This window comes from Marinobacter salinexigens (genome assembly GCF_008370345.1).
Lineage (GTDB): Bacteria > Pseudomonadota > Gammaproteobacteria > Pseudomonadales > Oleiphilaceae > Marinobacter > Marinobacter salinexigens.
This window is the reverse complement of sequence record NZ_VTUU01000001.1, coordinates 872,644-898,684: the sequence shown is the minus strand read 5'-3', so window position 1 is coordinate 898,684 and position 26,041 is coordinate 872,644. Positions and strand designations below refer to the sequence as shown.

26 protein-coding genes are annotated in these 26,041 nt (G+C 56.6%); 15 read left to right on the top strand and 11 right to left on the bottom strand.

What is annotated here, in order from left to right; all coding sequences use genetic code 11:
* Positions 1 to 35 precede the first annotated feature (35 nt).
* The 4 genes from FWJ25_RS04155 to lnt are packed head-to-tail and all read left to right on the top strand — an operon-like array spanning position 36 to position 3,886.
* Positions 36 to 1,022: a PhoH family protein gene (locus tag FWJ25_RS04155; RefSeq protein WP_149598960.1), complete on the top strand. Its 987-nt coding sequence runs from the start codon at positions 36 to 38 to the stop codon at positions 1,020 to 1,022.
* Complete coding sequence (ybeY, locus tag FWJ25_RS04150) at positions 1,019 to 1,492, top strand: rRNA maturation RNase YbeY (RefSeq protein ID WP_149598959.1); 474 nt, start codon at positions 1,019 to 1,021, stop codon at positions 1,490 to 1,492. Before FWJ25_RS04155 ends, ybeY begins: the two co-directional genes overlap by 4 nt.
* A complete protein-coding gene (locus tag FWJ25_RS04145) occupies positions 1,489 to 2,334 on the top strand; it encodes a CorC family transporter (protein ID WP_149598958.1) in 846 nt (281 codons plus the stop codon). Before ybeY ends, FWJ25_RS04145 begins: the two co-directional genes overlap by 4 nt.
* A complete protein-coding gene (gene lnt, locus FWJ25_RS04140) occupies positions 2,324 to 3,886 on the top strand; it encodes an apolipoprotein N-acyltransferase (RefSeq protein WP_149598957.1) in 1,563 nt (520 codons plus the stop codon). Before FWJ25_RS04145 ends, lnt begins: the two co-directional genes overlap by 11 nt.
* Here lnt and FWJ25_RS04135 read toward each other — a convergent pair.
* On the bottom strand, positions 3,855 to 4,403 hold the full coding sequence (locus tag FWJ25_RS04135) for a zinc ribbon-containing protein (protein WP_149598956.1): 549 nt from the start codon (positions 4,401 to 4,403) through the stop codon (positions 3,855 to 3,857). The two genes, lnt and FWJ25_RS04135, sit on opposite strands and share 32 nt — an antisense overlap.
* Positions 4,404 to 4,572: 169 nt before the next feature.
* On the opposite strand from FWJ25_RS04135, the gene leuS reads away from it, so the two are divergent.
* From leuS to FWJ25_RS04110, 5 genes are all read left to right on the top strand, one after another.
* Complete coding sequence (gene leuS, locus FWJ25_RS04130) at positions 4,573 to 7,158, top strand: leucine--tRNA ligase (RefSeq protein ID WP_149599068.1); 2,586 nt, start codon at positions 4,573 to 4,575, stop codon at positions 7,156 to 7,158.
* Between the two features lies 1 nt (position 7,159).
* Positions 7,160 to 7,726, top strand: a complete 567-nt coding sequence (locus FWJ25_RS04125) for an LPS-assembly lipoprotein LptE (RefSeq protein ID WP_149598955.1) — start codon at positions 7,160 to 7,162, stop codon at positions 7,724 to 7,726.
* Positions 7,723 to 8,730: a DNA polymerase III subunit delta gene (holA, locus tag FWJ25_RS04120; protein WP_149598954.1), complete on the top strand. Its 1,008-nt coding sequence runs from the start codon at positions 7,723 to 7,725 to the stop codon at positions 8,728 to 8,730. The genes FWJ25_RS04125 and holA overlap by 4 nt, the downstream gene beginning before the upstream one ends.
* A 116-nt stretch (positions 8,731 to 8,846) precedes the next feature.
* Entirely contained in the window at positions 8,847 to 9,110 is a 264-nt protein-coding gene (locus FWJ25_RS04115; protein WP_149598953.1) for a hypothetical protein, read from the top strand.
* Between the two features lie 182 nt (positions 9,111 to 9,292).
* Positions 9,293 to 9,928 (top strand): endonuclease, encoded by a 636-nt coding sequence (locus FWJ25_RS04110; protein WP_149598952.1) that lies wholly within the window; start codon positions 9,293 to 9,295, stop codon positions 9,926 to 9,928.
* A gap of 65 nt (positions 9,929 to 9,993) precedes the next feature.
* Here the strand turns inward: FWJ25_RS04110 and FWJ25_RS04105 are convergent, their stop codons facing one another.
* The 8 genes from FWJ25_RS04105 to bioB all read right to left on the bottom strand — a co-directional run bounded on the left by FWJ25_RS04105 (position 9,994) and on the right by bioB (position 18,997).
* Complete coding sequence (locus FWJ25_RS04105; RefSeq protein WP_149598951.1) at positions 9,994 to 11,784, bottom strand: acyl-CoA dehydrogenase C-terminal domain-containing protein; 1,791 nt, start codon at positions 11,782 to 11,784, stop codon at positions 9,994 to 9,996.
* 211 nt (positions 11,785 to 11,995) lie between these two features.
* The gene (locus tag FWJ25_RS04100) at positions 11,996 to 13,795 is read right to left on the bottom strand and encodes an acyl-CoA dehydrogenase C-terminal domain-containing protein (RefSeq protein ID WP_149598950.1); all 1,800 of its coding nucleotides are present in this window, start codon (positions 13,793 to 13,795) and stop codon (positions 11,996 to 11,998) included.
* 277 nt (positions 13,796 to 14,072) lie between these two features.
* Positions 14,073 to 14,726 carry a putative metalloprotease CJM1_0395 family protein gene (locus FWJ25_RS04095; RefSeq protein ID WP_149598949.1) on the bottom strand — a complete coding sequence of 218 codons (654 nt, stop codon included), beginning with the start codon at positions 14,724 to 14,726 and terminating at the stop codon, positions 14,073 to 14,075.
* 9 nt (positions 14,727 to 14,735) lie between these two features.
* A complete protein-coding gene (locus FWJ25_RS04090) occupies positions 14,736 to 14,981 on the bottom strand; it encodes a flagellar biosynthesis protein FlgE (RefSeq protein WP_149598948.1) in 246 nt (81 codons plus the stop codon).
* A gap of 50 nt (positions 14,982 to 15,031) precedes the next feature.
* Positions 15,032 to 15,724 (bottom strand): dethiobiotin synthase, encoded by a 693-nt coding sequence (bioD, locus tag FWJ25_RS04085; RefSeq protein WP_149598947.1) that lies wholly within the window; start codon positions 15,722 to 15,724, stop codon positions 15,032 to 15,034.
* 62 nt (positions 15,725 to 15,786) lie between these two features.
* Positions 15,787 to 16,578, bottom strand: coding sequence for a malonyl-ACP O-methyltransferase BioC (bioC, locus tag FWJ25_RS04080; RefSeq protein WP_149598946.1), 792 nt, complete (start codon positions 16,576 to 16,578; stop codon positions 15,787 to 15,789).
* Positions 16,575 to 17,750 (bottom strand): 8-amino-7-oxononanoate synthase, encoded by a 1,176-nt coding sequence (gene bioF / locus FWJ25_RS04075; protein WP_149598945.1) that lies wholly within the window; start codon positions 17,748 to 17,750, stop codon positions 16,575 to 16,577. Before bioF ends, bioC begins: the two co-directional genes overlap by 4 nt.
* Before the next feature lie 173 nt (positions 17,751 to 17,923).
* Positions 17,924 to 18,997: a biotin synthase BioB gene (gene bioB / locus FWJ25_RS04070; RefSeq protein ID WP_149598944.1), complete on the bottom strand. Its 1,074-nt coding sequence runs from the start codon at positions 18,995 to 18,997 to the stop codon at positions 17,924 to 17,926.
* 158 nt (positions 18,998 to 19,155) lie between these two features.
* Here bioB and FWJ25_RS04065 point away from each other — a divergent pair, with 158 nt between their 5' ends.
* Entirely contained in the window at positions 19,156 to 19,782 is a 627-nt protein-coding gene (locus FWJ25_RS04065; RefSeq protein WP_246166641.1) for a ComF family protein, read from the top strand.
* Here FWJ25_RS04065 and FWJ25_RS04060 read toward each other — a convergent pair.
* Entirely contained in the window at positions 19,779 to 20,906 is a 1,128-nt protein-coding gene (locus tag FWJ25_RS04060; RefSeq protein ID WP_149599067.1) for an NAD(P)/FAD-dependent oxidoreductase, read from the bottom strand. The two genes, FWJ25_RS04065 and FWJ25_RS04060, sit on opposite strands and share 4 nt — an antisense overlap.
* A gap of 103 nt (positions 20,907 to 21,009) precedes the next feature.
* On the opposite strand from FWJ25_RS04060, the gene FWJ25_RS04055 reads away from it, so the two are divergent.
* Genes FWJ25_RS04055 through cmoB form a run of 5 tightly spaced genes read left to right on the top strand, consistent with a single transcriptional unit; the run spans position 21,010 to position 24,666 of the window.
* Positions 21,010 to 21,456 (top strand): hypothetical protein, encoded by a 447-nt coding sequence (locus FWJ25_RS04055; protein ID WP_246166640.1) that lies wholly within the window; start codon positions 21,010 to 21,012, stop codon positions 21,454 to 21,456.
* An 11-nt stretch (positions 21,457 to 21,467) separates the two neighbouring features.
* Positions 21,468 to 22,484: a serine/threonine protein kinase gene (locus FWJ25_RS04050; protein ID WP_149598942.1), complete on the top strand. Its 1,017-nt coding sequence runs from the start codon at positions 21,468 to 21,470 to the stop codon at positions 22,482 to 22,484.
* A 33-nt stretch (positions 22,485 to 22,517) separates the two neighbouring features.
* On the top strand, positions 22,518 to 22,916 hold the full coding sequence (locus FWJ25_RS04045) for a PA3694 family proteiin (RefSeq protein ID WP_149598941.1): 399 nt from the start codon (positions 22,518 to 22,520) through the stop codon (positions 22,914 to 22,916).
* Positions 22,909 to 23,661, top strand: a complete 753-nt coding sequence (gene cmoA / locus FWJ25_RS04040; RefSeq protein ID WP_149598940.1) for a carboxy-S-adenosyl-L-methionine synthase CmoA — start codon at positions 22,909 to 22,911, stop codon at positions 23,659 to 23,661. Before FWJ25_RS04045 ends, cmoA begins: the two co-directional genes overlap by 8 nt.
* A gap of 12 nt (positions 23,662 to 23,673) precedes the next feature.
* Positions 23,674 to 24,666, top strand: coding sequence for a tRNA 5-methoxyuridine(34)/uridine 5-oxyacetic acid(34) synthase CmoB (gene cmoB / locus FWJ25_RS04035; RefSeq protein ID WP_149598939.1), 993 nt, complete (start codon positions 23,674 to 23,676; stop codon positions 24,664 to 24,666).
* A 71-nt stretch (positions 24,667 to 24,737) separates the two neighbouring features.
* Here cmoB and FWJ25_RS04030 read toward each other — a convergent pair whose 3' ends face one another.
* Positions 24,738 to 26,033 carry an adenylosuccinate synthase gene (locus tag FWJ25_RS04030; RefSeq protein WP_149598938.1) on the bottom strand — a complete coding sequence of 432 codons (1,296 nt, stop codon included), beginning with the start codon at positions 26,031 to 26,033 and terminating at the stop codon, positions 24,738 to 24,740.
* Positions 26,034 to 26,041: the final 8 nt, after the last annotated feature.

Sequence of the window (26,041 nt, the reverse complement as noted above, 5' to 3'; positions counted from 1 at the left end):
CTGAAGCCGGGGTGAGACACTGAAACGGAGCAAGATTGAACACGAACGACAGCAGACAATTTGACCTGCACCCGGCAGACCAGCGCCGGCTGACCACCCTTTGTGGCCAGTTCGATGAAAACCTCAAGATGATCGAGAAGCGTCTCGAGGTAAAAATCGGGCGGCGCGGCCATCACTTCCGCGTGGAAGGCGCCACCGAACATGTGGCGGCTGCGGTGGAAGTGATTCGGCACCTTTACCGGGAAACCGAAGCGACCCAGGACATTTCTCCAGACACCGTGCATCTCTATATCCGCGAGACTGGTCTGGAACGTCTGCCGGACGATGTACCCTATGACGAGGGCGCCGTTACCGTCATCAAGACTCCCAAGCTGACCGCCAAGCCACGGGGCCGGAACCAGCAGAAGTACGTCCACAGCATCCGCACCCACGATATCAACTTTGGTATCGGGCCTGCCGGTACCGGCAAAACCTGGCTCGCAGTTGCCTGTGCAGTTGAAGCACTGAAAGATGAGCAGGTGAAGCGAATCCTGCTGGTGCGCCCGGCGGTTGAGGCTGGCGAAAAGCTGGGGTTTCTGCCCGGCGATCTGGCGCAGAAGGTCGACCCATACCTTCGCCCGCTCTACGACGCCCTCTATGAAATGCTCGGCTTTGATCAGGTAACCCGCCTGATCGAGAAAAGCGTCATCGAGATCGCGCCCCTGGCCTTTATGCGAGGCCGGACACTGAACAATTCGTTCATCATTCTCGATGAGAGCCAGAACACCACACGGGAGCAGATGAAAATGTTCCTGACCCGGATCGGCTTTGGTTCGACCGCCGTCATTACCGGCGATACCACCCAGGTCGACCTGCCCAGGGGCCAGGATTCAGGCCTCATCCACGCCGCAGGCGTGCTGAGCAAGGTCACAGGCATTGGCTTTACCCGCTTTGACTCCAAAGATGTGGTTCGCCATCCATTGGTGCAGCGCATCGTGGAAGCCTATGATTCCTTTGATGATGGCAGCGGATCAAGACGTTGAGCACACTGACAGTCGATTTTCAGAACGTGTACGATGGCTCTGGCGTTCCCGACGAAGCGCTCTTCCAGACCTGGGCCCAGAAGGCCTGGCAGGGAGAGCAGGATTCGGAAGTTACCATCCGGATTGTTGGCGCCCTGGAAAGCCAGTCGCTTAATCATGAGTACAGGGGCAAGGACAGACCCACCAATGTTTTGTCCTTCCCATTTGAGGCGCCAGCCGGTATAACGGTTCCATTGGCCGGAGATCTCATCATTTGCGCGCCAGTTGTCGAAAAAGAGGCCCACGAGCAACACAAAACATGCGTTGCCCACTGGGCTCACATGGTGGTCCACGGCATGCTGCACCTGCAGGGCTACGATCACATTGAAGACAGTGATGCCGAGGTCATGGAAGCCCTTGAAATCAGGCTGTTAAGCCAACTTGGATTCAACAATCCTTACGACGCAGAGGAAACGGAAACAGACTCATGAGCGACGATCAGTCGAGTCGCAGTCAGGGCAACAAGTCCTGGCTGGAACGCATATCACAGGCCTTCTCCAGCGGGCCTGAGTCCGTTGAGGACGTGCTGGAAATTCTGCGGGATGCCGAGTCCCAGGATATTATCGACACCGATGCCATGAGCATCATCGAAGGCGCCATGCAGGTCATCCACATGCGCGCTGACGAAATCATGATCCCCCGATCCCAGATGGTCACCGTGAAGGCTTCGCAGGAGCCCAAAGAGTTTCTCGGTGAAATCATTTCCTCTGCCCACAGCCGGTTTCCTGTCATTGGCGACAGCCAGGACGACGTGATCGGTATTCTGCTGGCCAAGGACCTGCTGCCCCTGGCCCTGAACAATGAGCTGAATTGGTCAGGCATCCGGGAAGTCCTGCGCCCGCCAACGTTCGTGCCCGAGAGCAAGCGTCTGAATCAGTTGCTCAAGGAGTTCAAGGAAAACCGTAATCACATGGCCATTGTTGTGGATGAATATGGCGGTACGGCCGGGCTGATTACCATCGAAGATGTTCTCGAGCAGATTGTGGGTGAAATCGAAGATGAGCACGATATCGACGAAGAAACCCAGATCAAGGCCCGCGGCGACGGTACCTTTGCCGTCAAAGCCGTTACTCCGGTCGAGGACTTCAACGAATTCTTCAAGACCGATCTGGATGAAGAGGAATTCGACACCATAGGCGGTCTGGTACTCAAGGAGTTCGGCCACCTGCCCAGACGGGGCGAGACGGTTGCATTCGGCGGTTTGCGCTTTACTATTGCCAACGCCGATAACCGTGTCATTCGTCTGTTGCAGGTAACGCGAAGTGAGCAATAACGTCGAAACCCCTCAAGGTCTGAAAACGCCACTTTCCAGTCATCGTTGGCTGGGCGTGGCCAGCCTCCTGGTGGCCGGAGCACTCCAGACCCTGACCTTTGCACCTTACTTTCTGTGGTGGCTGGGGCCTGTATCCGTTCTGCTGATACTCCTCGTCGCTGTCCCACTCGCACCGGAAAAGCTGTTCAAAGCTGGCTGGCTGACCGGTCTTGGCCTGTTTGGCACCGGAGCGAGCTGGGTGTACATCAGCATCAGCCATTTCGGTAACACATCCATCCCTGTATCCGTCCTGCTCACCATTGGTTTTGTCGCCGGACTGGCCTTATTTCATGCCATTGCCTTCTGGTTTTGGGGCATACTGGCCAAAGGCAGCGCGGTTCGCAGGCTGATTCTGTTTCCCGCCATTTGGCTCCTCGGTGACTGGCTACGAGGCTGGTTGCTTACCGGCTTCCCGTGGCTCTATATGGGCACAGCCCACACTGACGGCCCCCTTGCCGGACTGGCACCGCTGATCGGCGTTCACGGCATCACATTCTGGGTTACCGTCACCGGAGCTGCCCTGTATGGCGCCTGGTGGCTGATACGCCACTTACACCACGTAGCCGCCGCCGTCACACTGGTTGTTGCCGTGACTCCCTGGCTCTTCGCCCCTACCCTGAACCGCATTGACTGGACGGATATCAGCACCGAGCCCACCACCGTCGCGGCCATGCAGGGCAATATTCCACAACTCATGAAATGGGACCCGGAGTTTCTGAAAGATCAGATCGTGGCCTATCTGGGAATGACCGAAGAGCATTGGGAAACCGACCTTATCCTGTGGCCCGAGACCGCTATCCCCATTCCCCACAATCAGGCTGGCAAGATCATTGAGCACATCGAACAACAACTCGGGGAAAACAGCACGCTGATCACTGGCATTCCCTGGTATGGTTTCAGCGACCAGATTGAGGACTTTACGTTCCACAACAGCATCATGGCGATCGGAAACGGCGAGGGCATCTACCACAAACAGAAGCTGGTGCCTTTTGGAGAGTACGTGCCATTGCAGGGAATACTGCGGGGCCTTATCGGCTTCTTCGACTTGCCTATGAGCGACTTCACCCGGGGGCCAGAATATCAGGGCCCACTCATCGCCAATGGCATCCGCGTTATGCCTTTTATCTGCTACGAGGTGGCCTATCCCGATTTTGTCGCCTTTAACAGCCGCAACACAGATCTGCTGCTGACCATCAGCAATGACGGCTGGTTCGGCGACTCCATTGGTCCGCTACAGCACTTGCAAATCGCCCGTATGCGGGCACTTGAAACCGGCAGGTATATGTTACGCGGCACCAACAATGGGGTGACGGCAATCATCGACAATCGCGGACAAATCACCACTACCATTCCGCACTTTGAGCGCGCTACGCTGACAGGCGAAGTCTATACAGCGTCAGGCAACACGCCCTACATGCAGACGGGGTCGTGGCCGGTGCTGACCCTCGCCATTATCCTGGTGGTGTTTGTCCGCGAGCGGGTTATTCCTCCTTCCTCGGCCACCGGCTCGTAACCCGCTCGAAATAGTGGGAACCACAGGCCTCACAGGGTTCCAGATGGCTGGTCGCTGTGAGGCAAACCATGTGGCTGCAGTTCAGGCAGCGGAACATACCAGCCGTAGCGACTTCCCCGGAGATGTAGTGGCCTGCATCGTCATTCGCCAACTTCTGTTTTAACTCAAGGTTATCTACCAGGGTCTTATCGGCCACGGACAGCAACTGCTCTGCCAGTTGATGCTCCAGCAACGAAATATCCAGCTGAAGCCATTCATCCAGGCTTTCGCCGGTTTCACTGACAAAATGCAGCAGATGCTCCATGTCTCTTTGGACGTAGGCACCCAGAAGGTCCGCCTCCTCTCTGGTCATTTCTTCCAACTCATACTCAAACTCAACTGCCTTGACGATTTCGTCTTCCAGAGTCTTCAGGGTCGCTTCGGGGACAGCAGTCAAGCCTGTCTGCACTTTTTCCAGCATGCGGTTATAGACATCAAGCGCTTTACCGGACAGGTGATTACGTTCTGGTTCGGTCATAACGACTCCTATGTGATATCCGGGGAGTTGGCAGGCGCCTCCCCCTATAACTCTAATCATGGCACAGGAATCACGGATTGGCAGACTACCTGTCAGGCCTTCTGTGCGTTAGAATGTTCGGCCGCTCCGAACATCATTTTTAGACAGGTTGACTTTGGTAATGGCAGGAATGGACGAGCAATACAATCCAGGTAGTGTAGAACAGAGTGCCCGTAGCTTCTGGGAAGAGAATGAAACCTTCAAGGTAAAGGAAGAGCCTGGCAAGCCCAAGTACTACTGCCTGTCGATGTTCCCCTACCCCAGCGGCAAGCTGCACATGGGGCATGTTCGCAACTACACCATCGGCGACGTAATTTCCCGCTACCAGCGCATGCAGGGCAAGAACGTCATGCAGCCCATGGGCTGGGACGCTTTCGGCCTGCCCGCCGAGAATGCTGCCATTGCCAACAAGACGGCACCTGCCAAGTGGACTCGCTCCAACATTGACTACATGAAGCAGCAGCTCAAGCAGCTGGGCTTCGGGTATGACTGGAGCCGGGAACTGGCAACCTGCGATCCGGACTACTACCGCTGGGAGCAGTGGTTCTTTGCCCGCCTCTACGAAAAAGGGCTGGTCTACAAGAAAATGTCCACGGTTAACTGGGATCCGGTAGATCAGACCGTTCTGGCCAATGAACAAGTGGTTGATGGTCGCGGGTGGCGTTCAGGCGCACTGGTTGAACAGAAAAAGATTCCTCAGTGGTTCATTCGCATTACCGATTATGCTGAAGAACTATTGAATGATCTCGACGACCTTGAGGACTGGCCTGATCAGGTCAAGACGATGCAGCGCAACTGGATCGGCAAATCTGTAGGCACAGAGCTCACCTTCCCGCTCAAAGACAGCGACGACGGGCTGACGGTTTACACCACCCGTCCGGACACTCTGATGGGCGTGAGCTACATGGCCGTTGCGGCAGAGCATCCGCTGGCAAAGGCTTCTGCCGAACTGCATCGGGATGTTGCCGAGTTTGTGGATGAGTGCCGCAACAGCAAGGTGGCTGAGGCTGAGCTGGCCACCATGGAAAAGAAAGGTATCGACACAGGGTTCAAGGCCATCAACCCTCTGACCCACGAAGAAATTCCCGTCTGGATCGCCAACTTCGTGCTGACCGATTATGGCACCGGCGCGCTGATGGCAGTCCCGGGACACGATGAGCGTGACCATGAGTTCGCCCTCAAGTATCGCCTGCCGGTCAAGCAGGTCATCGCACCGAACGATAGCCGCGATATTGATGTCCAGGAAAAGGCCTTTACCGAGAAAGGCGTTCTCGTTTCGTCTGGCAAATACAGCGGCCTGAGCAGCGAAGAAGCGTTCGAGCAGATTGCAGATCATCTGGAAAGCAACGGCATCGGCAAGCGCACCGTGAACTACCGCCTTCGCGACTGGGGCGTATCCCGTCAGCGCTACTGGGGCGCGCCCATCCCGATGATGACACTGGAAGATGGTACCGAAATGCCGGTGCCTGACGACAGGTTGCCGGTTCGCCTGCCGGAAGACGTGGAGATGGACGGCGTCCAGTCTCCGATCAAGGCAGACCCCGAATGGTGCAAGACCGAGTACAACGGCCAGGCTGCCACACTGGAAACCGATACCTTCGATACGTTCATGGAATCGTCCTGGTACTATGCCCGTTTCTGCAGCCCCAATTATGATAAGGGCATGCTGGACCCGGCTGCTGCCAACTACTGGTTGCCGGTCGATCAATACATCGGCGGTATCGAGCACGCTATCCTGCACCTGCTTTATTCCCGGTTCTTCCACAAATTGCTCAGGGATGTAGGACTGGTCACCAGTTCAGAGCCATTTAATCGCCTCCTGTGCCAAGGCATGGTACTGGCTGAAACCTACTACCGTGACGAACAGAACGGCGGTAAAACCTGGTTCAACCCATCAGAAGTCACCACAGAAAAAGACAGCAAGGGACAGGTCATTCAGGCGGTACTCAAGGAAGATGGCCAGCCAGTTGAGATTGGCGGCGTTACCAAGATGTCCAAGTCCAAGAACAACGGCATTGATCCGCAGGCGATCATTGACCAGTATGGTGCCGATACCGTTCGTCTGTTCATGATGTTCGCAGCGCCCCCGGAGCAGTCCCTGGAGTGGTCTGACAGTGGCGTAGAAGGTGCTCACCGTTTCCTCAAGCGCCTGTGGCGGATGGTTAACGAACACGCTGAGAAAGGCCCGGCTCCGACACTCAATGTGGCCGAGCTGAACGATGCCCAGAAAGGCCTGCGCCGTAAGACCCATGAAACCATTGCCAAGGTGAGCGACGACATCAGCCGTCGCCTGACCTTCAACACGTCTATTGCTGCCGTCATGGAACTACTGAACGAAGTCGGTAAACTTCAGGACGATGAGCCACAGTCCCGCGCGGTTCGCCAGGAAGCCCTGAATACCGCCGTGCTGGTGCTGTCCCCGATCGTGCCACACATCAGCCACACGCTCTGGCAGGCCCTGGGTCATGAAGAACCAGTGGTTGATGCAAGCTGGCCCGCAGCGGACGAAAAGGCCATGGTCCGCAGTGAAGTTCAGGTTGTACTTCAGGTTAACGGCAAGGTACGTGGCAAGGAAAACGTAGCAGCCAATATCAGCAAGGAAGACCTTGAAAAGCTGGCCCTGGAAAACGAAAACGTGAAACGGTTTATCGAAGGCGCGACCGTCCGCAAGGTCATCGTGGTTCCCGGTAAACTAGTGAACGTGGTGGCCAACTGATATGCCCTTGATGAAAGCCGTTATCTCCCCGCTTGTGGTAACCCTGCTGGTAGCCCTTCAGGCAGGTTGCGGCTTTCAGTTACGAGGCGCGCCTCCGGTATCTGACGCCCTTCAACCCCTTGCGGTTGACTGCGGCTCACAGATTCCGGACAGCCTGTGCAGAACCCTGAAAGAACAGCTCAGGCTCGGGGAAGTTGCCCTCAGCGACGACGGCTCCGCCAGGTACCGCCTCAAGCTTTCCAGCTTTGAGCAGGATCGCCGGGCATCGGCGATTACCAGCCAGGCAGCTGCCGCAGAATACACACTACGGCACTCTGTCGACCTTGAAGTGGTCAGTGACGACAATATCCCTATGGTTTCCAAAACCCGCCTGACCACCAGCGAAAGCTATCGCTACGACGAGACCAACGTACTCGCCAAACAGCGCGAGGAAGACGCCCTTCGGCAACAGCTCAGCGACCGCCTGGCCCAGCAGATCATCTTCCGTCTGGCACCGCTGTCAGAGGCCCGGATTAATGCCATCCGGGAAGACTACAACTCTGCCAGCAACAACGCAGCGACTCCATGAAAACCCAGCCGGCCCAGCTTCCACAGCTACTGAAAAAAGGACTGGCTCCGGTATATCTGGTTTCTGGCGACGAACCGCTGCTTGTGCAGGAATGCTGTGACCAGATAAGGAAAGCCGCCAGGGCCGCCGACTTTCATGATCGACTGACCTTTCATGCAGACAACAACCTGGACTGGAATTCTGTCGCAGACGAATTCGGCGCCATGTCCCTGTTCGCCGAGAAACGTCGTATAGAAATTCATCTGCCGACCGGCAAGCTGGGTAACGGGCGTAACGTCCTGGAACGGGTCCTGCAGGACCCACCGGAGGATATTATCCTGCTGCTGATCAGCACTCGCCTGGATGCGGCGGAAACCCGGCGCAAATGGTACAAGGATCTGCAGAACAAAGGCGTCCATATTCCGGTCTGGCCGATCGACGCCAATAAGTTTCAGGGCTGGCTACAACAGCGCGCTACCAACCAGGGCCTACAATTGACCCGTGGTGCTTTATCAATGCTGTCTGAACGACTGGAAGGCAACCTTCTGGCCGCCAGCCAGGAACTGGATCGCCTCTCCCTTCTGACCAACGGCGGTACGATAGACGAAGAAACCATCGAACAAGCCGTTCAGGACAGTTCCCGCTTCAACGGATTTGAACTGGTCACTGAACTCCTCGCAGGCCAGGCAAGCCACGCGGGCAAAATCATCGGCGTGCTTCAGCAGGAGGGTGAAAACCCTCTCGGCTTGTTGAGCGTGCTGAGCCGGGACCTCAACCTTATCCTGGAACTCAAAGCCTCTTCCGGCACGGGCGAGGCACCTGCCGCTTTTCTCAAGAAACGCGGCGTGTTCCAGCCTCAGCGTGTACGCGCCATCGAACAGGCCAACCGGCGCCTGAACCGCAGCCAGCTCCATTCCGCGATTGAATTGTGCAGCACCATCGACCGGGCAGCGAAAGGCTTTGACGACCGCTCGCCCTGGCATCATCTCAGGGACCTGTCGACCCTACTGGCAGCCAGATCCTGATCTGGATCAAACGCCCGTCAGCCTGAGCTTTCCCACCACTTGACGCTAATGGTGTTCAGGCGCATTGTAAATCCACCATCAATGCATTTGACCGTCAACGCAAGGAGGTGTTTGAAATGAGTCTTCAAGACGAACTCAAGAAGCTGTCTGAGAAAATCAAACAGTACCGGGATGAGGCTCGTGTGCAGCTACACCTGGCTCAGGAAGACGTAAAAGATGAATGGGACGATCTTGAGCAGGACTGGGATCGTTTTCGGACAAAACTCGAGCAGGTTTTGCACGACGCTGAGGATGCATCCCAGGAAGCCAGGCAAACAGCCCATAAGCTCGGCGAAGATCTTAAATCCGGCTACGAAAACATCCGGAAGAAACTACAATAGCCGCCAACGCGATAGAACTGGATCACAAATATTGTATCCGGAGGCTCTTGCAACAAGAGCCTCTGTGCCATACTTCACAGTATAAATGAACAAAGCGTCATTTCTTTGGCCATCCCCGGACCTTTCCCCCAGGGGCCCGATTAGCCAAGGTGTTCTGTGATACTGCGAGGTATAAAAGGCGCATGAAACATCATCTGCTTCTCCCTGCAACGCTCGTCCTGTCATGCACTACCGGCCTGGTTATTGGGCAGAATACCCGTTTCAGTGACCCGGACACAGTGATCAAGGAACAGTTCTGGGGAAACCTTTACGCCGATGGCGGCCAATCCTTTTTCTGCGATACACCTTTCACCAGGAAGGGCTTCGTGCTTACAGACGGTTATGTCTATCCGTTGGCGGATATTCGCACCGCCCTTGATTGCGGAACATCCAGACAATGCGAGCAGGACAACCGTTATCGCCAGATCGCATCGGACCTTCACAACATGGTGCCGGTGCGCACCCGCACCGAGATGCAACGCAGAAATGTTCGTTATGAGGAGTTGGGCGAAAGTGTCAGCCCCGACGAGTGCAATATGCGCGAAAGTGCCGGCTTCTTCGAGCCACCATCTCGGGTTAAAGGGGACGTAGCCCGGGCAGTGGCCTATATGGTGGACACTTACGGACTGCCATGGCTTGGTGCGAAGCCCGTATTCAAGGGCTGGAACCGACAGGACCCTCCGGATGACACCGAACTGACACGGCATCGCCGAATTGTAGAGATCCAGGGCAACGAAAACCCCTTTATAACGGACAGAGGGCGGATGGAAGAGCTTTGATCCCGCTTAAAAGACACATAGAAAAGCAGACCCGAGGGCCTGCTTTTTTAACGCCAGGATCCTGATCAGATCTCTTCGACGGTCGGCGCCATCATGGAATCACTTCCACTACGGATACTTTCGGCCAGAGAAACCGTCTTCGGTAGCAGACGATCGAAGTAGAAACGAGCGGTCTTCAGCTTACCGGTGTAGAACCCGGAAGTGTCCCCTTCCGCCTTCTCTGCAGCAGCTTTGACCATCTTCGCCCACATGTAGGCCAGAGCAGTCAGACCGAACATGTCGGTGTAGTCCACAGACGCCGCTCCGATCTCGTTCGGATTCTCGGCGGAGACCTTGATCACATGCTCGGTGACGTCATCGAGACGCTCAACTGCGGCAGACAACTGCTCCAGGTAAGGACGCAGCTGCTCGTCACCGCTGTTCTCCTCAATGAAGCTGGCAATATCCTGGGCAAATAGCTCGTAAAGCTTACCTTTGCTTGCAACAACCTTACGGCCCATCAGATCCAGCGCCTGAATACCGTTGGCACCCTCATAGATCTGAGTGATGCGGCAGTCGCGAACCAGTTGCTCCTGGCCCCACTCACGGATGAATCCGTGGCCACCAAACACCTGCTGACCAATCACGCAGGCATCAAGCGCGCGATCTGTCAGGAACGCCTTGGCTACCGGAGTAAGCAGGGCAACCATGCCTTCAGCGTGCTGGCGACGTTCATCGTCTTCCGCGTACTTGGAGATATCCAGCCACTGAGCCACGTAGGTAGAGAACGCACGGCCCCCTTCAACGTAGCTTTTCATGGTCATCAGCATGCGGCGCACGTCCGGATGCACAATGATCGGGTCGGCGGCTTTCTCTGGCTGCTGAGCACCAGTGGGTGCGCGGCTTTGAATACGGTCCAGTGCGTACTCACGGGCATTCTGCAAAGAAGCTTCAGCAGCACCGATACCCTGGACACCCACACCCAGACGCTCGTAGTTCATCATGGTGAACATCGCCGCAAGGCCCTTGTTCTCTTCGCCCACGAGCCAGCCTCGGGCTCCGTCAAAGTTCATGACGCAGGTTGCGGAACCCTTGATACCCATCTTCTTCTCGATGGAACCACAGCTGAAGGTATTGCGCTCACCCAGGGAACCGTCTTCGTTCACCAGGAACTTCGGCACCAGGAACAGAGAGATACCTTTCGGCCCCTTGGGCGCATCCGGCAGCTTGGCCAGCACGAGGTGGATGATGTTCTCCGCCATGTCGTGCTCGCCCCAGGTAATAAAGATCTTGGTGCCGGTTACATTGAAGGAACCGTCATCATTGGGCTCAGCCTTGGTACGGATGATGCCCAGATCGGTACCCGCATGCGGCTCGGTGAGGTCCATAGCGCCAGACCAGACACCCGAATACATATTGGGAAGGTATTTTTCCTTCAGCTCCTGGCTGGCATGGGCATTGATTGCCAGACACGCTCCGGCGGTCAGCATCGGCGCCAGACCAAAAGAGATACTTGCGCCTTGCACCATTTCTTCAAACTGGGCGACCAGAGTCTTCGGCATCCCCATACCGCCAAACTCAGGGTTACCGCCCAGCCCGTTCCAGCCACCTTCCACAATGGTCTGGTAGGCTTCCTTGAAGCCTTCCGGGGCGGTCACTTCACCATCGTTCCACTGACTACCCTGCTCATCGGATTCGCGGTTGAGAGGCGCCAGTACGCCACTGGCAATCTTGCCAGCCTCTTCCAGAATGGCCTCGGCCGTATCCGGATCAACGTTTTCCGCCACTTTCGGCAGGGAAGCCCACAGCGCAGGCGCGTCGAATACTTCATTCAATACAAAGCGAATGTCACGCAGGGGTGCCTGATAATCAGCCATCTAAAACTCTCCAAATAATCCAGTCAGTCTTTACAGGTGGCAACACAGGACCAGATACGGCCGGCTCACCTGTTTGGGCTATGTGTCCGCTGAATATTTTTAATTATGGTCGCGTATTCTACCTCAAAAGCGGACACCAACTCATGAAAAAAGCCCGCCTCCTGAGAGCGCGGGCTTTCTTCATTCAGGATCGTCCGTTCTAGCCCGCGCCTTAAAGGGCGAAGGCTTCTTCCGGCATATCCAACAGGGTGTCGGCACCGGCCAGCATGGTTTCTGCGTGAGTCCGGGTACGCGGCAGCATGCGCTTGAAGTAGAAGCGAGCAGTCTGAACCTTGGCGTTGTAGAACATCTCCTCTGAGGTGCCTTCAGCCATCTTGTCCAGGGCTACCTTGGCCATACGGGCCCACAGGTATGCAAATACTGCATAGCCGGAGTACATCAGGTAATCGACAGAGGCCGCACCAACTTCCTCACGGTTCTTCATGGCGGTCATGCCAACCTTCATGGTCAGGTCGCCCCACTCCTTGTTGATCGCCGCCAGCGGCTCAACGAACTCCTTGAGTTGTTCGTTGTCTGCATTTTCCTTGCAGAACAGGTGAACGTGCTTGGTGAACACCTTCAGAGCCTCACCCTGGGTCATCAGAACCTTACGACCCAGAAGGTCCAGCGCCTGAATACCGGTGGTACCCTCGTAAATCATAGAGATACGGGAGTCACGGACGTTCTGCTCCATGCCCCACTCAGCGATGTAGCCGTGGCCACCGAAAACCTGCATGCCCAGGTTCGCAGACTCATAGCCCACTTCGGTCAGGAAGGCCTTGGCGATCGGCGTCAGGAAGCCCAGCAGTGCGTCAGCAGCCTTGCGCTCTTCTTCAGTTTTACCGGAGTGAACAACGTCAACCTGCTGTCCAGCCATGTAAATCAGGGCACGAGCACCTTCAGCGATGGCTTTCTGGGTCAGCAGCATACGACGGACGTCCGGGTGAACGATGATCGGGTCAGCAATGCCTTCCGGATTCTTCGGACCACTCAGGGAACGCATGGCCAGGCGCTCTTTGGCGTATGCCAGGGAACCCTGGAAGCCCAGTTCTGCTGAACCCAGACCCTGGATAGCCGTACCGATACGGGCGGTGTTCATGAAGGTGAACATGCAGTTCAGGCCCTTGTTCTCAGGACCGATCAACCAGCCCTTGGCGCCGTCAAAGTTCATGACACAGGTAGCGTTGCCGTGGATACCCATCTTGTGCTCCAGGGAGCCACAGGATACGGCATTGCGCTCACCAACAGAGCCATCTTCGTTCGGGATGCACTTGGGAACGATGAACAGGGAGATACCTTTGGTACCTTCCGGCGCACCCGGCAGACGAGCCAGAACGATGTGTACGATGTTCTCCGCCATGTCGTGCTCACCGGCAGAGATGAAGATCTTGGTACCGGTGATGCTGTAGGTACCGTCAGCATTCGGCTCAGCCTTGGTGCGCAGGGTGCCCAGGTCGGAACCACAATGCGGCTCAGTCAGACACATAGTGCCCGTCCACTCACCGCTGATCAGCTTGGTCAGATACGTTTGCTTCTGCTCTTCGGTGCCGTGTGCTTCAACTGTGTTGGTCGCGCCGTGGCTCAGGCCCGGGTACATACCCCAGGACCAGTTAGAGGTACCAACCATCTCGCTGATCACCAGACCGATGGAGTGCGGCAGACCCTGGCCACCATAGGTCACATCGGCAGTCATGGAAGGCCATCCACCTTCAACGTACTGCTGATAGGCTTCTTTGAAGCCTGTCGGGGTGGCAACACCGTCTTCACTCCAGGTGCAACCTTCCTGATCACCTACCTGGTTCAGAGGAGACAGTACCTGCTCACAGAACTTGGCACCTTCACCAATGATTGCTTCCACCATATCCGGAGTTGCATCTTCGGCACCTTCCAGGCTGCTGTAGTGCTGCTCGCTGTTCAGCAGTTCGTTCATTACGAATTTGATGTCACGCAGGGGCGCTTTGTACTCAGGCATCGGGTCCACCTCTAAATTATCGTCGGCCTCGGCTGATTCAGTAATGGCAGCCTGTGGCCCTGGTTTGCTCAGACACTGCAGCAGCATGCGCCGCAGCCTTAATTAAACACTTGTTTGAAACATACGTTTACTAGCACAGAATTGTCAATAGCCTGATAAAAATTTTGTTCGGGGAAAACATGCCGGAAACTCCGCCCAGCGCTGCGCTTAGCGGAGTTACAGCAAGTATGCATTCAGACCGGGAGGCGGCCTGAAGGAGACGAAACGAAAGAATGTTTCAGGCAGAAACCGACATCAAACCGGAGGACTCACCGGCAAGGGACGACGACATACCAGCAACCTGCTGATAAGTGTCACTGGCCCTCTGACCGGAACGGGTAATCTCGCGCTTAACCCCGCCTTCCTCATCACTATTCTCGTCTGATGAACTGCTTTTCTGCTCTGAAGCCAGCTCGGCCTGTGCCTGCAGCATGGTCTGCATGGCCTGGGCGGCAACGGCACGATCCTGTCCGGACGGCTCAGCCGGGGCCAACGCCGCTGCCCGCACCGTACGCATCTTTTCAATCGTCGCCTGGGGATTGCCCTCTACCGCGCCAACATCAATGGATACTTCACCGCCGACGGCATACTGGGCGCCGTCAGGACCTCTCTGGTAGGTGAAAGACATTGCACCAGCATGCTGGCCACCCGCGGCCTGATGAGCCGCTTCGTGGGCCCGAACCTCGCGATCACGGGCTTTGAGCTCCGCAAGTTGCTTGAGCTCTTCCGGGGCCAGGCCCTGTTCTGAAGCAGATTCCGACGTCGCTGACGGACGCTGCGATGTCGCCTCGGAACCACCAGCGTTATCATCTGCTGTTGCGGTGCGGCCAGCCGCTCCGCTGGAAGCTGAAGTGAAAGGATTAAGAGAAGGGATAGAAGAGAGCGTATTCACGACCAATGCTCAGGCCATAATATCCAAAAGCGTGCCCAGCGTTTCATCCGCTGCCTTCACGACCTGGGCTGAGGCCTCAACGCTACGCTCGTATACCTTGAGCTCCACAATCGGCTCGACAAGCCCGCCAGCACCATCGGACGAACCTTGAGGACCGTCGACACCACCACGGGCAATCTTGCGGGCCGCATTCTCCATTCCAGCCATGCCATCCTGCATGCCCTGAATGCCAATGCCGAGTGTGTTGTTGATCATAACCAGCTATCCAATGACCACTAATTGACACCAGTTAGCCACAAAACTGGTCAATTTTCAAACAAACATTGAATGTCCAGAGAACGCGCCAACACCCTGGGATCTGCGGACGACTCCCATGGCAACACACCCAGGCAGGGGGTTCCAAGGTGCTCGAGCAGGTACGTCAGCGTTTCACGCTCACAGCTCATTTGCTCCGGATCTGGCCGATTGGCCACCCAACCAGCAATCTTGAGACCATCCGCACGAATCGCCTCAGCCGTAAGCATAGCGTGGTTGATACACCCGAGCTTCAGCGAAACCACCAGCACAACCGGAATATCCAGCTCTCGGGGAACTGCCGAAAAGACCTCGCGGTCATTCAGCGGCACCCTCCAGCCACCCGCCCCTTCGATGAGCATCAGATCCGCAGGCTGCATCTGCAACCCACGACTGAAGCCAACCAGCCTTTGCGCCGTAATCGACCGCCCTGCCTGCTGAGCAGCAACATGGGGCGCAATGGCAGGCTCCAGTGCAATCGGATTGATCTGATCGTAAGAAAGCGATTCAGTCATCGCCTGCTGCAACATCAGGGCATCTTCATTTCTCAGTCCATCAGGTGTGGATTCACAGCCAGAGGCAATAGGCTTCATCCCCAGCGTGCGCTTACCCAACTGCCGCGCAGCTTCCAGAATGGCCGCGGACACCATGGTTTTGCCCACGCCGGTATCGGTTCCCGTCACAAAATAGGTTTTCTTCGCCATGCTCAACAATATCCCCGGCAGAGTCGCCGTTAACAGATGCCTTCAACAGATATAAAAGCGTGTTACAAAGATGCCGTTTCCCAGTAAACCCAGGCGGCCTCATAACTGGCCAGCACCCGTCCGTCGGGCTGGATCGGATAGCGCCGGCACATTTTCCGCCATCGCCCCGGCCCCGTCACCGACTTGCGCCGTTGCTCACTTTTGTAGCCCGCGCCCAGATTCTTGAGCTCACTGGCAAGATCCTGAGGGCTTTCATACGGCAATTGCAGCGTCCGCACCTCAAGACAAGCGCCCGGCAAAATATCATCCAGTCGGGACCGGAAATCGCTTTCAGACAGGAACTGATTGACGTGTTCGACACCGGGATCGACCTCGGACCAGGCTTGCCGTAACTCAGCGAGTGTGCCATCCAGCAGGGATGAGATCATCAAACGGCCACCCGGTTTCAATACCCTCTGACATTCCTGGAAGACCACCCGAGGATCCTGGCACCACTGCAGCATCAGATTGCTGAAAATCAGGTCGACACTCTGATCCGGAAGCGGAATGCTTTCAGCATCTGCCACCCGCCAGCAGAACTCCGGCCCACTACTTCGCCGGGCATGGGCAATCATACCGGGCGACAAATCCATGCCGGTTATTTCGGCGTCAGGAAAGGCCTCTCCCAGCTGTCGGGAAAACCAGCCCGTACCACATCCCAGATCCAGTATGCAGGTCGGCAGGACCGACTGCGCGCCCGACTGAACCTTCTGCAGCATGGTATTGCCCATGAACCGCTGCAGCCGCGACACTCCTTCATAAGTTTCACACGCACTACCGAAACCACGGGCAATATCCGGTTTCAGGGCGATCATACTGCCAGATCCGTGTTGTCCAGCAGATGCCGGCAACTATTCAATGCAGCCAGAAGGCGTTCAAGATCCTCAAAACTGTGAGTAGCACTGAATGTCACTCTTAGCCGCGCTTCGCCCACAGGCACGGTCGGTGGCCTGATGGCAGTCACCAGCAACCCCTGCTCTTCGAGCGCCTGACTGAGCGCCATTGCAGCCCAGTTATCCCCGACCATTATGGGCTGGATGGGTGTGCGCGAGTCCATCAGCGTATAGCCCATGGCCGTGGCCCGTACCCGGAACTCAGAGATCAGGCTGCCAAGATGATCACGCCGGGCATTGTCCCGTTCAATGAGATCAATGCTCGCGCAGGTTGCGATTGCAATCGCCGGTGGCATAGCGGTTGTATAAATGTAAGTACGTGCCTTTTGTACCAGATAGTCCATCAGCACCTCTGGGCCAGCCACAAAAGCACCACTGGTCCCCACGGCTTTTCCCAGCGTCCCGATGAGGACCGGTACATCGTCTTCGCTAAGCCCACACTCAGCGATACTTCCCCGACCCTCGGGGCCGAGCACCCCAATACCATGTGCATCATCCACGACCAGCAGAGCGTCATAATGCTTGCACACCCGCGCTAGCTCTTTCAGCGGAGCCATGTCACCGTCCATGCTGAACACGCCATCCGTAACCACCAGCTTGTGACCGGACGTATTGGCCAGCATGGTTTCCAGAGCGGCAACGTCGTTGTGGGGATAGCGGCGGATAGTCGCCCGACTGAGAATACAGCCATCAATAATGGAAGCGTGGTTGAGGCGATCGGAAAATATCGTATCGCCGCGGGCCGCCAACGCCGAGATCACACCCATATTGGCCATGTAACCGGTAGAGAAAAACAGCGCCGAACTGCGCCTGGTGAATGCCGCCAGCCGTTCTTCCAGTTGGTGATGAGCAGTATGGTGCCCGCAAATCAGATGAGAAGCAGCACCGCCCAGCCCCGTTTCAGGCAGTGCGTTCCGGAGAGCATCGAGGTTTCCCGGATGATTAGCCAGCCCTAGGTAGTCATTGCTGCAGAATGACAACATGGGCTTGCCATTGACCGTCAGCTCCGGTTGCTGCGGCCCGGACACAAGCCGACGAGTGCGATACAGGCCAGTCTGCTTTCGTTGTTCGATTTCTTCGGCAAAATTACGCATAACTATCGACCTCACCAATATCTGAAGGCGACTCAATAATGTGAGTAAAGGCCGGGCGGCTGCTTCCGGAACTGTTGAGGGCCAAGGACGGCCCGAAACAAGCGCACATGGATGTGCTCGTAGCGTGTTCCGGAAGCAGCCGCCCGGCCTTTACCTGCACCCATGCATCAGGCTCAGGCAGATTCGCGAGTAGCGTCATAGAACATGTGGCGGGTTGCCTCATACTCCACAGCGTCCGCAATGGCCTCTTCTTCCTGCTCCTCGGTTGCACACTGCTCCCGCTGCTCAGGTCGGATACCCAGCCGGCGGAACAACTGCATGTCCGCGTCGGCCTCGGGGTTCGATGTCGTTAGAAGCTTTTCGCCATAGAAAATGGAGTTGGCACCGGCCATGAAACACAGGGCCTGCATCTGTTCATTCATCTGTTCACGGCCAGCGGATAAGCGAACGTGGGATTCCGGCATCATGATGCGGGCAACGGCAATGATGCGGACAAATTCGAACGGGTCCAGGTCATCCACGTTTTCCATGGGCGTTCCCTTGACCTTGACCAGCATATTCACCGGAACACTTTCCGGATGATGCGGCAGGTTGGCCAGCTGAACCAGCAGACCAACACGATCATCCTCATCTTCACCCATTCCCATAATCCCGCCACAACAAACCTTCATGCCGGCCTTGCGAACGTTATCCAGGGTATCGAGACGGTCCTGGTAGGTTCGGGTGGTGATGATGTGGCTGTAGTATTTTTCGGAGGTATCAAGGTTGTGGTTGTAATAATCCAGTCCCGCGTCGGCCAGCTCCTGAGCCTGCTCTTCTTTGAGCATGCCGAGCGTCATACAGGTTTCCATACCCAAGGATTTGACCTGACGGACCATGTCCAGCACATAAGGCATGTCTTTTTTGGTCGGGCTACGCCAGGCAGCCCCCATGCAGAACCGGGAAGCGCCTTTTTCTCTGGCAACACGCGCTTCAGCCACCACCTTCTCAATTTCCAGGAGCTTTTCCTTATCAAGCCCGGTGTTGTAGTGACCACTTTGCGGACAGTACTTGCAGTCTTCCGGGCAGGCGCCGGTCTTGATGGAAAGCAAGGTACTGACTTGCACTTCATTAGGATCAAAGTGCTGCCGATGCACCGTCTGGGCGTGGAACAGAAGATCATTGAAGGGAAGCTCAAACAGTTCGCGAGCGTCTTGCAGTGTCCAGTCGTGACGAATCTCGCCAGCAGCGGCTTGGGTAGCGGTCATGAGAAAGTCCTGTTAACCTTTTCCGGTCTCTGGGTTTACGGATGAAACAGATGATAAAGGGACCAGATTTCCTGTCAACCATTAAAGGAATAATGGTTAACACCCAAAGGTCAGGCGGACGTTGCGTAGCCTGCCTATCTCAAAACAGCACGGACGGCTTGTGCCCCGCATGCCGCGATGACCTGCCAACCAATCATTGGTGTTGCCGTACCTGCGCATTGCCTCTGGCATTTCCGGGCAAGGAGCTGCAGTGCGGAGATTGCCTGAAGGCGCCCCCGCCCTACGACCGCTCCCGAATTCCATGGCGTTACCAATACCCCGTCGACAGTATGATCAGCCGATACAAATACCATGGGCAGCGAAAGTTTGTCCGCCCCCTGGTAACCGAGTTTGGCGCTTTCCTCGCAGAACAACTGGAAGCCTCTGAAGCGACGAGGCCAGACTGCCTGATCCCCGCCCCGATGCTGCCATCCAAAAGACGAAAACGAGGGTTCAATCAGGCGAAGGACATCGCTGAGCATTTGGGACGGGTGCTGGACATCCCCGTGAATAACCAGATTGTCCACCGGCGGAGACAGGCAATGGCACAACAGGGGCTAAACAGAGAGCAGCGACTGGCTAACCTTCAGGGGGTCTTCGAGGTAGAGAACCCTGCGCCCGAGCGTCTGGCTATCGTTGATGACGTGGTGACAACGGGTGCAACCGTCCGCCTGCTGGCCAGCCTTCTCCGTGATGCCGGCGCAAAAGAGATTGAAGTCTGGGCGCTGGCCCGAACACCGGGTTAATCCAGCTTAGCGGCAACCAGTTCAGCAATGGCCAGGCAAGAGGTGAGCCCGGGAGATTCGATACCAAACAGGTTAACCAGCCCTTCGACTCCATGCTCTTCCTGCCCGTCAATCCGAAAGTCAGCAGGGCCTTCGCCGGGACCACACAGCTTCGGCCGGATACCTGCATACGCCGGCTGGAGCCGACCCGCATCCAGCCCTGGCCACCATTGCCCTACAGCTTCAGCAAACGCGACGGAGCGCACCGGATCCACATGATAATTTTCGGATTCTATCCACTCCACATCCGGGCCAAACCGAGCCTGGCCAGCAAGATCCAGAGTCAAATGAATACCCAGGCCACCGGGTTCCGGCACCGGATACACGAGTGTGCTGAACGGATGGCGCCCGCTGTAACTGAAATACACTCCCTTCGCCAGCCATTGCTGAGGTGTGCGGCGCTCAGGCAAACCTTCCCAGACCTGCGCAATCCTCACAGCGCCCAGCCCGGCACAATTCACTACCCTGCGAGCGATTAGCGTGCATGGGGCACGACCACCAATACTCAACCGATGGCCCTCACGCCCGGTACTGGCGGCAACAACCGGCGCCTCACACACAAATTGCCCACCCGCATCATGGAGCTCTCCTAGCAGGGAAAGCATCAGCCCATGACTATCTACAATTCCGGTTTCCGCTGACCAAAGCCCTGCCACGGCATGGACGCCCGGCAGCTGTGCTTCAACGGCCTTCTGATTCCTGAATTCAAGGTGAACACCATTGCCCGCCGCCTTTTTCCTGATGCCTTCAAGAACCACGCGCTGAGACTCACCGGATCCGATGATCCATTTACCACAACGGCGGTACCCCACCTTCCGGCGTTCGCAATAGTCATACAACCGTTGCCGACCCTCAACACACATACGTGCCTTCAGGCTGCCTGCCGGATAATAGATCCCGGCATGGATTACCTCGCTATTCCGGGAGGATGTGCCCTCTCCGAACCTCGGGCCAGCCTCCAGCACCAGAACCTCCTGCCCTCGCTGAGCCAACGTCCTTGCGACGGCCAAGCCGACGACACCGGCGCCGATTACCACGGTTTGCGCTAGCAGGACATCCCCAGGCACAGTTTCCTCCCTCGTCATACACACTTGAACGTGAAGCATAACTGATCCTCACAGGAACAGCGCAAACGCCTCACGCCTGAGATTACTCAGGACGTTATACAGGGTATACTGGACGCCTTGAATGGATTCGGGAGCCAGGGAAATGTTGTCAGATAGCCGCCAGTTTGTTCTGGTGATGGTGGTAGCCGCTTTGTTTGTAGGCTGGCTGGGATGGCGAGGCTTTGAAGTCATCAGCCTGAACGAGCGCCTTAAAGCAGATAGTGTCGTCAGCAGCTATCCATACCAGCACCGCGTTCTCAGAGTGGAAGGCAATACCGCCATCATGAGTTCACTGCGGTCGCTGAGCACCCCAACCCAGCAGGCTCTGGAAGCCGTGTTCCCAAGCATGCGGAATCTTGGTGACAACCATCGTGACTGGCAGCGCGCCGAGCGTGAGCTGGCACAGTTGCAGGCAAAGGCTGCCGCGATCGTTCTTTCGGACCCGGGCATTGACCGCGTTCGATGGGAACTGGACAGGAACTGGTACCATCTGAAATCCATGAGATCCAAATACGAAGCAGCGCTCTGACAGCGACCCCCATGACAGCCGATGCCCCATTAACTCCGTCATCCCACCCCTACGATGCCCTGACCCCGGATCTCATTCTGGATGCCATGGACTCCGTAGGATTCCCCGCCAGCGGTCGACTGTTCGCACTCAACAGCTACGAGAACCGGGTTTACCAGATTGGCCTCGACGACACCTCTCCGGTCATTGCGAAATTCTATCGCCCCGGACGCTGGAGCGAAGCACAGATCCGGGAAGAGCACGATTTCACCCGTGAACTGCTTGCGGCAGATATTCCTGTTGTTGCCCCGCTCGAGATGCCATCCGGCGACACACTGGCGGAACACGGCGGATTCCTCTTTGCGGTTTTCCCGCAACGGGGTGGACAGGCGCCGGATACCAGCGTAACCGATACCCTGTATCGACTCGGGCAATGGCTTGGCCAGATGCATAACGTCGGCGCGGAACGGCCATTCGAGTACAGGCCCGCCATCGAGCTGCTCAATGGCATTGAGAGCAACAATAGGGAGTTGCTGGAGGGAAACTGGATCCCCACGGATCTGAGACCGGCCTGGGACAGCCTGATACCAGACCTTGTTCAACTCTGCGCCGCCCGCATTGATGAAGCTGGCCCCGTCGAAACCCTGCGAATCCATGGCGACTGTCACGCCGGCAACATACTGTGCCGGGATGAGCAAATGCTGTTTGTCGATCTGGATGACTGCCGTACCGGCCCCGTCATTCAGGATATGTGGCTGCTGCTGAACGGAGAGGATACTGAGCGGGGCGCCCAGCTTGGTGAACTGATTGAAGGTTATGAGATGTTTCGGGATTTCAACCGCCGCGAACGCCATCTCATCGAGCCCCTTCGCTGCTACCGGCAAATCGCTCACTGCGCCTGGCTCGCCCGTCGCTGGGATGATCCTGCTTTCCCACGCTTTTTCCCCTGGTTTGCCCAGCCCCGGTTCTGGTCCGACCAGATCCTGTCATTGCGGGAACAACTGTCCGCCTTGCAGGAACCCGCCATATCACTTCCAGGTCAATACTGACGTCCCGGAACATCCAAACATCAAGAGGTACCCATGAGCCAGAATGAAGCCCGATTCACCGTGCGCAGCCTGATTGTCACCGCAGTGGCTGCCGTTATCGGTACGGTACTGGTGCTGGAGGGCAGCGGCCGAATCGACCATTCCGACAACAAGGATTTTGTGCCTGTTGGCGATTTCCAGGCCATTCATATCAACCCCGATGAGCCATTCCGGATGTCTCCCAAATCATCAGAACTGCACGCAGTCTGCGAAGACGGCTACCTGGCCATTGCGGCTGATGCAGACCCCAACTTCCTGGGCATTCTGGTAGATTACAAAAACCGCGGTGTACGCTGCCACCGACGATCTCCGGCAGTGGCGGAGCCCGCAGAAGAGCAGCAGGCCGAAAAGGCATCGGCGGCCAGCATAGCGGAAGACGCCACCCATGAGTGATCCGAAACATCCAGAGCAGTTAACCGACCGCCTGTTTGCCACCGAGCGTAACCCGGAGGATTTCCGGTTTGATGCGTCGGTAGCCAGGGTGTTCCCGGATATGATCCGGCGTTCGGTACCGGGCTATACCACGGTCATCCCGATGATTGAGGTCATTACGGAACAGTACGTTCAACCCGGAACCAACTGTTACGATCTTGGCTGCTCGCTCGGCGCAGCGACCCTCGCCATGCGCCATGGCATTGCCCACGCAGACTGCCAACTGATTGGTGTCGACAACTCCAGCGCCATGATTGAGCGTTGTGAACATTACGTCGCGCTAGACGATCATCCGCTGCCGGTGACTCTTCGGTGCGAAGATATTCTCACCACCGAGCTCTCAAACGCGTCCGTCACTACGCTGAACTACACACTGCAATTTGTACCACCAGCGCAACGGTTGGGGCTCCTTGAGCGTGTTGCGGGCGCCACCCGGCCGGGCGGCGCACTCATCCTGTCCGAAAAGATCCGTTTTGAATCCGAGCAGGAACAGGATACCCAGACCCGCCTTCACCACGAATTCAAACGGGCCAATGGCTATTCAGACCTGGAAATCAGCCAGAAACGCGCGGCCATCGAACAGGTACTCATCCCGGAAACCCTCGAAACCCACAGGCAGCGCCTCTTGAAGGCCGGGTTTGACCAGGCTCTGCTCTGGTACCAGTGCTTCAATTTTGTGTCCATACTGGCAATAAAAGCGGAGTAGAACAGTTCAAATATGGCTACATTCGACTGGCAATCCCGATTCGCCTCCCTGTTTCAGTCATTGATCGACGCCGGCTATCAGGACTGGGTCCAGATTCTGGAGGAACAGCTCACCCGCCGGTTTAACGACAACCCGCACGGTGATATGGCGCGCTGGCTGACAGCTCTTGAAAAGCTCCCCGGTATTCCCGGGACCAGCGTTGACTTCAACAGCCCTGCAATCTCCGTACAATCTCCATCGGCACTGTCAGACAGTGAACGCAACCAGCTTGACGAAGGCCTCAGAGGGCTTATGCCCTGGCGCAAAGGCCCCTTCGACTTCTTCGAAACCTACATCGATACCGAATGGCACTCAGACTGGAAGTGGGACCGTGTGGCACCCTATCTTTCGGATCTTCAGGGTCGACGAATTCTCGATGTAGGGTGCGGCTCGGGATATCACTGCTGGCGAATGTTCGGGGAAGGCGCAGACCGGGTTATTGGCATAGACCCGGGGCTGCTGTTCATGTTCCAGTTCCTGAGCGTCAAGCGCTACACCGGAGACGTCCCGGTAGACCTGCTACCTATACGAATGGAAGACCTGCCGGAAAATCTGGAAGCCTTTGATACCACCTTCTCCATGGGAGTTTTGTATCACCGGCGCTCGCCTCTGGACCATCTGCTCGAGCTTAAGGGCACACTGCGTCGGGGCGGGGAACTGGTTCTGGAAACCCTCGTCGTGGATGGACCTGAAGGTTTTAGCCTGATGCCGGAAGACCGTTACGGTCAGATGCGGAATGTCTGGTTCCTGCCCAGCTGCGACACTCTGCTGCGCTGGCTGGACCGGACCGGATACCGCGATGCCCGGGTGGTTGACGTTACGGAAACCACGACCGAGGAACAGCGTTCGACAGACTGGATGCGATTCAATTCACTGCAGGACTTCCTGGACCCGGACGACCCCGGCAAGACCATCGAAGGTTACCCGGGCCCCAAGCGCGCTACGGTAATCGCTACCAAGCCCTGATATCGGGATACAAAAAAGCCGCTGCAGACTGTCTGCAGCGGCTTTTCACTAACGCCATTTGAGTCGAGCGATTATGCTCCGAACGGATGGCGTAGCGTAATGGTTTCAATCCGGTCCGGACCCGTCGAAATGATGTCGATCGGCGCTTCGATCTGCTCCTCCAGGAAGCGGATGTAGGCCTTGGCATTTTCCGGCAACTGATCAACGCTGGTCAGACCTACCGTGCTTTCGCTCCAGCCTGGCAGCTCTTCGTACACCGGCTCGATGTCCTTGAAGCTGTCACAGCCAATGGGTGGACGGGAAATTTCGCCATTCGGGGTCTTGTAGCCCACACACACTTTCACGGTTTCCAGGCCGTCCAGAACGTCCAGCTTGGTCAGACAGATGCCGGATACACTGTTGATCTGAATAGCGTGGCGCAGGGCAACGGCGTCAAACCATCCGCAGCGCCGGGAGCGGCCTGTGGTGGTTCCCACTTCGTTACCTTTAACGGCCAGATGCTCACCCATTTCATCAAACAGCTCAGTCGGGAACGGACCGGAGCCGACGCGGGTGGTGTAGGCCTTGGTGATCCCCAGCACGTAATCCAGGAACAGAGGGCCGAAACCAGAACCAGTGGCCGTGCCACCAGCAGTGGTGTTGGAAGAGGTCACATACGGGTAGGTTCCCAGGTCGATATCGAGCAGGGAACCCTGAGCACCTTCAAACAGGATATGTTCGCCACGCTTGCGGTAGTCGTGCAGCATGTCCGTCACATCCGCAGCCATCGGCAGGATTTCCTCGCCCATGGCTTTCAGTTCTGCCAGTGCCGCATCGATATCTTCGGCTTCTTCCTTGAAATACTGGGTCAACACAAAGTTGTGGTACTCCATGATTTCACGGAGCTTCGCTTCAAAATCAGCAGGGTTACACAGGTCGCCCAGACGCAAACCCCGACGAGATACTTTGTCTTCATAGGCGGGGCCGATACCACGGCCAGTGGTGCCGATCTTGTCGTTGCCACGGGCACGCTCGCGGGCCTGATCGATCCGCACGTGAGTCCGAAGAATGATCGGACAGGCCAGACTGATCTTCAGACGCTCACGAACGGCAACACCATTGGCTTCCAGCTCGCGAACTTCCTTCAGCAGGGCTTCCGGCGACAGGACCACGCCGTTACCAATCAGACATTGCACGTCCTGGCGCAGGATACCAGAGGGAATCAGGTGCAGCGCCGTCTTTTTGCCCTCAATGACCAGGGTGTGGCCGGCGTTATGGCCGCCCTGAAAGCGGACAACCGCCGCTACCTTGTCTGTCAGCAGGTCAACGATCTTACCTTTGCCTTCATCACCCCACTGGGTGCCCAGCACAACTACGTTTTTGCCCATGATTCTCT

What these genes read in the sequence shown, in the direction of transcription:
- FWJ25_RS04145 (WP_149598958.1), top strand. Translation starts at nt 1,489, where the DNA reads ATGAGCGACGATCAGTCGAGTCGCAGTCAGGGCAACAAGTCCTGGCTG.
- FWJ25_RS04135 (WP_149598956.1), bottom strand. Translation starts at nt 4,403, where the DNA reads ATGACCGAACCAGAACGTAATCACCTGTCCGGTAAAGCGCTTGATGTC.
- leuS (WP_149599068.1), top strand. Translation starts at nt 4,573, where the DNA reads ATGGACGAGCAATACAATCCAGGTAGTGTAGAACAGAGTGCCCGTAGC.
- FWJ25_RS04125 (WP_149598955.1), top strand. Translation starts at nt 7,160, where the DNA reads ATGCCCTTGATGAAAGCCGTTATCTCCCCGCTTGTGGTAACCCTGCTG.
- holA (WP_149598954.1), top strand. Translation starts at nt 7,723, where the DNA reads ATGAAAACCCAGCCGGCCCAGCTTCCACAGCTACTGAAAAAAGGACTG.
- FWJ25_RS04115 (WP_149598953.1), top strand. Translation starts at nt 8,847, where the DNA reads ATGAGTCTTCAAGACGAACTCAAGAAGCTGTCTGAGAAAATCAAACAG.
- FWJ25_RS04110 (WP_149598952.1), top strand. Translation starts at nt 9,293, where the DNA reads ATGAAACATCATCTGCTTCTCCCTGCAACGCTCGTCCTGTCATGCACT.
- FWJ25_RS04105 (WP_149598951.1), bottom strand. Translation starts at nt 11,784, where the DNA reads ATGGCTGATTATCAGGCACCCCTGCGTGACATTCGCTTTGTATTGAAT.
- FWJ25_RS04100 (WP_149598950.1), bottom strand. Translation starts at nt 13,795, where the DNA reads ATGCCTGAGTACAAAGCGCCCCTGCGTGACATCAAATTCGTAATGAAC.
- FWJ25_RS04090 (WP_149598948.1), bottom strand. Translation starts at nt 14,981, where the DNA reads ATGATCAACAACACACTCGGCATTGGCATTCAGGGCATGCAGGATGGC.
- bioD (WP_149598947.1), bottom strand. Translation starts at nt 15,724, where the DNA reads ATGGCGAAGAAAACCTATTTTGTGACGGGAACCGATACCGGCGTGGGC.
- bioC (WP_149598946.1), bottom strand. Translation starts at nt 16,578, where the DNA reads ATGATCGCCCTGAAACCGGATATTGCCCGTGGTTTCGGTAGTGCGTGT.
- bioF (WP_149598945.1), bottom strand. Translation starts at nt 17,750, where the DNA reads ATGCGTAATTTTGCCGAAGAAATCGAACAACGAAAGCAGACTGGCCTG.
- bioB (WP_149598944.1), bottom strand. Translation starts at nt 18,997, where the DNA reads ATGACCGCTACCCAAGCCGCTGCTGGCGAGATTCGTCACGACTGGACA.
- FWJ25_RS04060 (WP_149599067.1), bottom strand. Translation starts at nt 20,906, where the DNA reads ATGACGAGGGAGGAAACTGTGCCTGGGGATGTCCTGCTAGCGCAAACC.
- FWJ25_RS04055 (WP_246166640.1), top strand. Translation starts at nt 21,010, where the DNA reads ATGGATTCGGGAGCCAGGGAAATGTTGTCAGATAGCCGCCAGTTTGTT.
- FWJ25_RS04050 (WP_149598942.1), top strand. Translation starts at nt 21,468, where the DNA reads ATGACAGCCGATGCCCCATTAACTCCGTCATCCCACCCCTACGATGCC.
- FWJ25_RS04045 (WP_149598941.1), top strand. Translation starts at nt 22,518, where the DNA reads ATGAGCCAGAATGAAGCCCGATTCACCGTGCGCAGCCTGATTGTCACC.
- cmoA (WP_149598940.1), top strand. Translation starts at nt 22,909, where the DNA reads ATGAGTGATCCGAAACATCCAGAGCAGTTAACCGACCGCCTGTTTGCC.
- cmoB (WP_149598939.1), top strand. Translation starts at nt 23,674, where the DNA reads ATGGCTACATTCGACTGGCAATCCCGATTCGCCTCCCTGTTTCAGTCA.
- FWJ25_RS04030 (WP_149598938.1), bottom strand. Translation starts at nt 26,033, where the DNA reads ATGGGCAAAAACGTAGTTGTGCTGGGCACCCAGTGGGGTGATGAAGGC.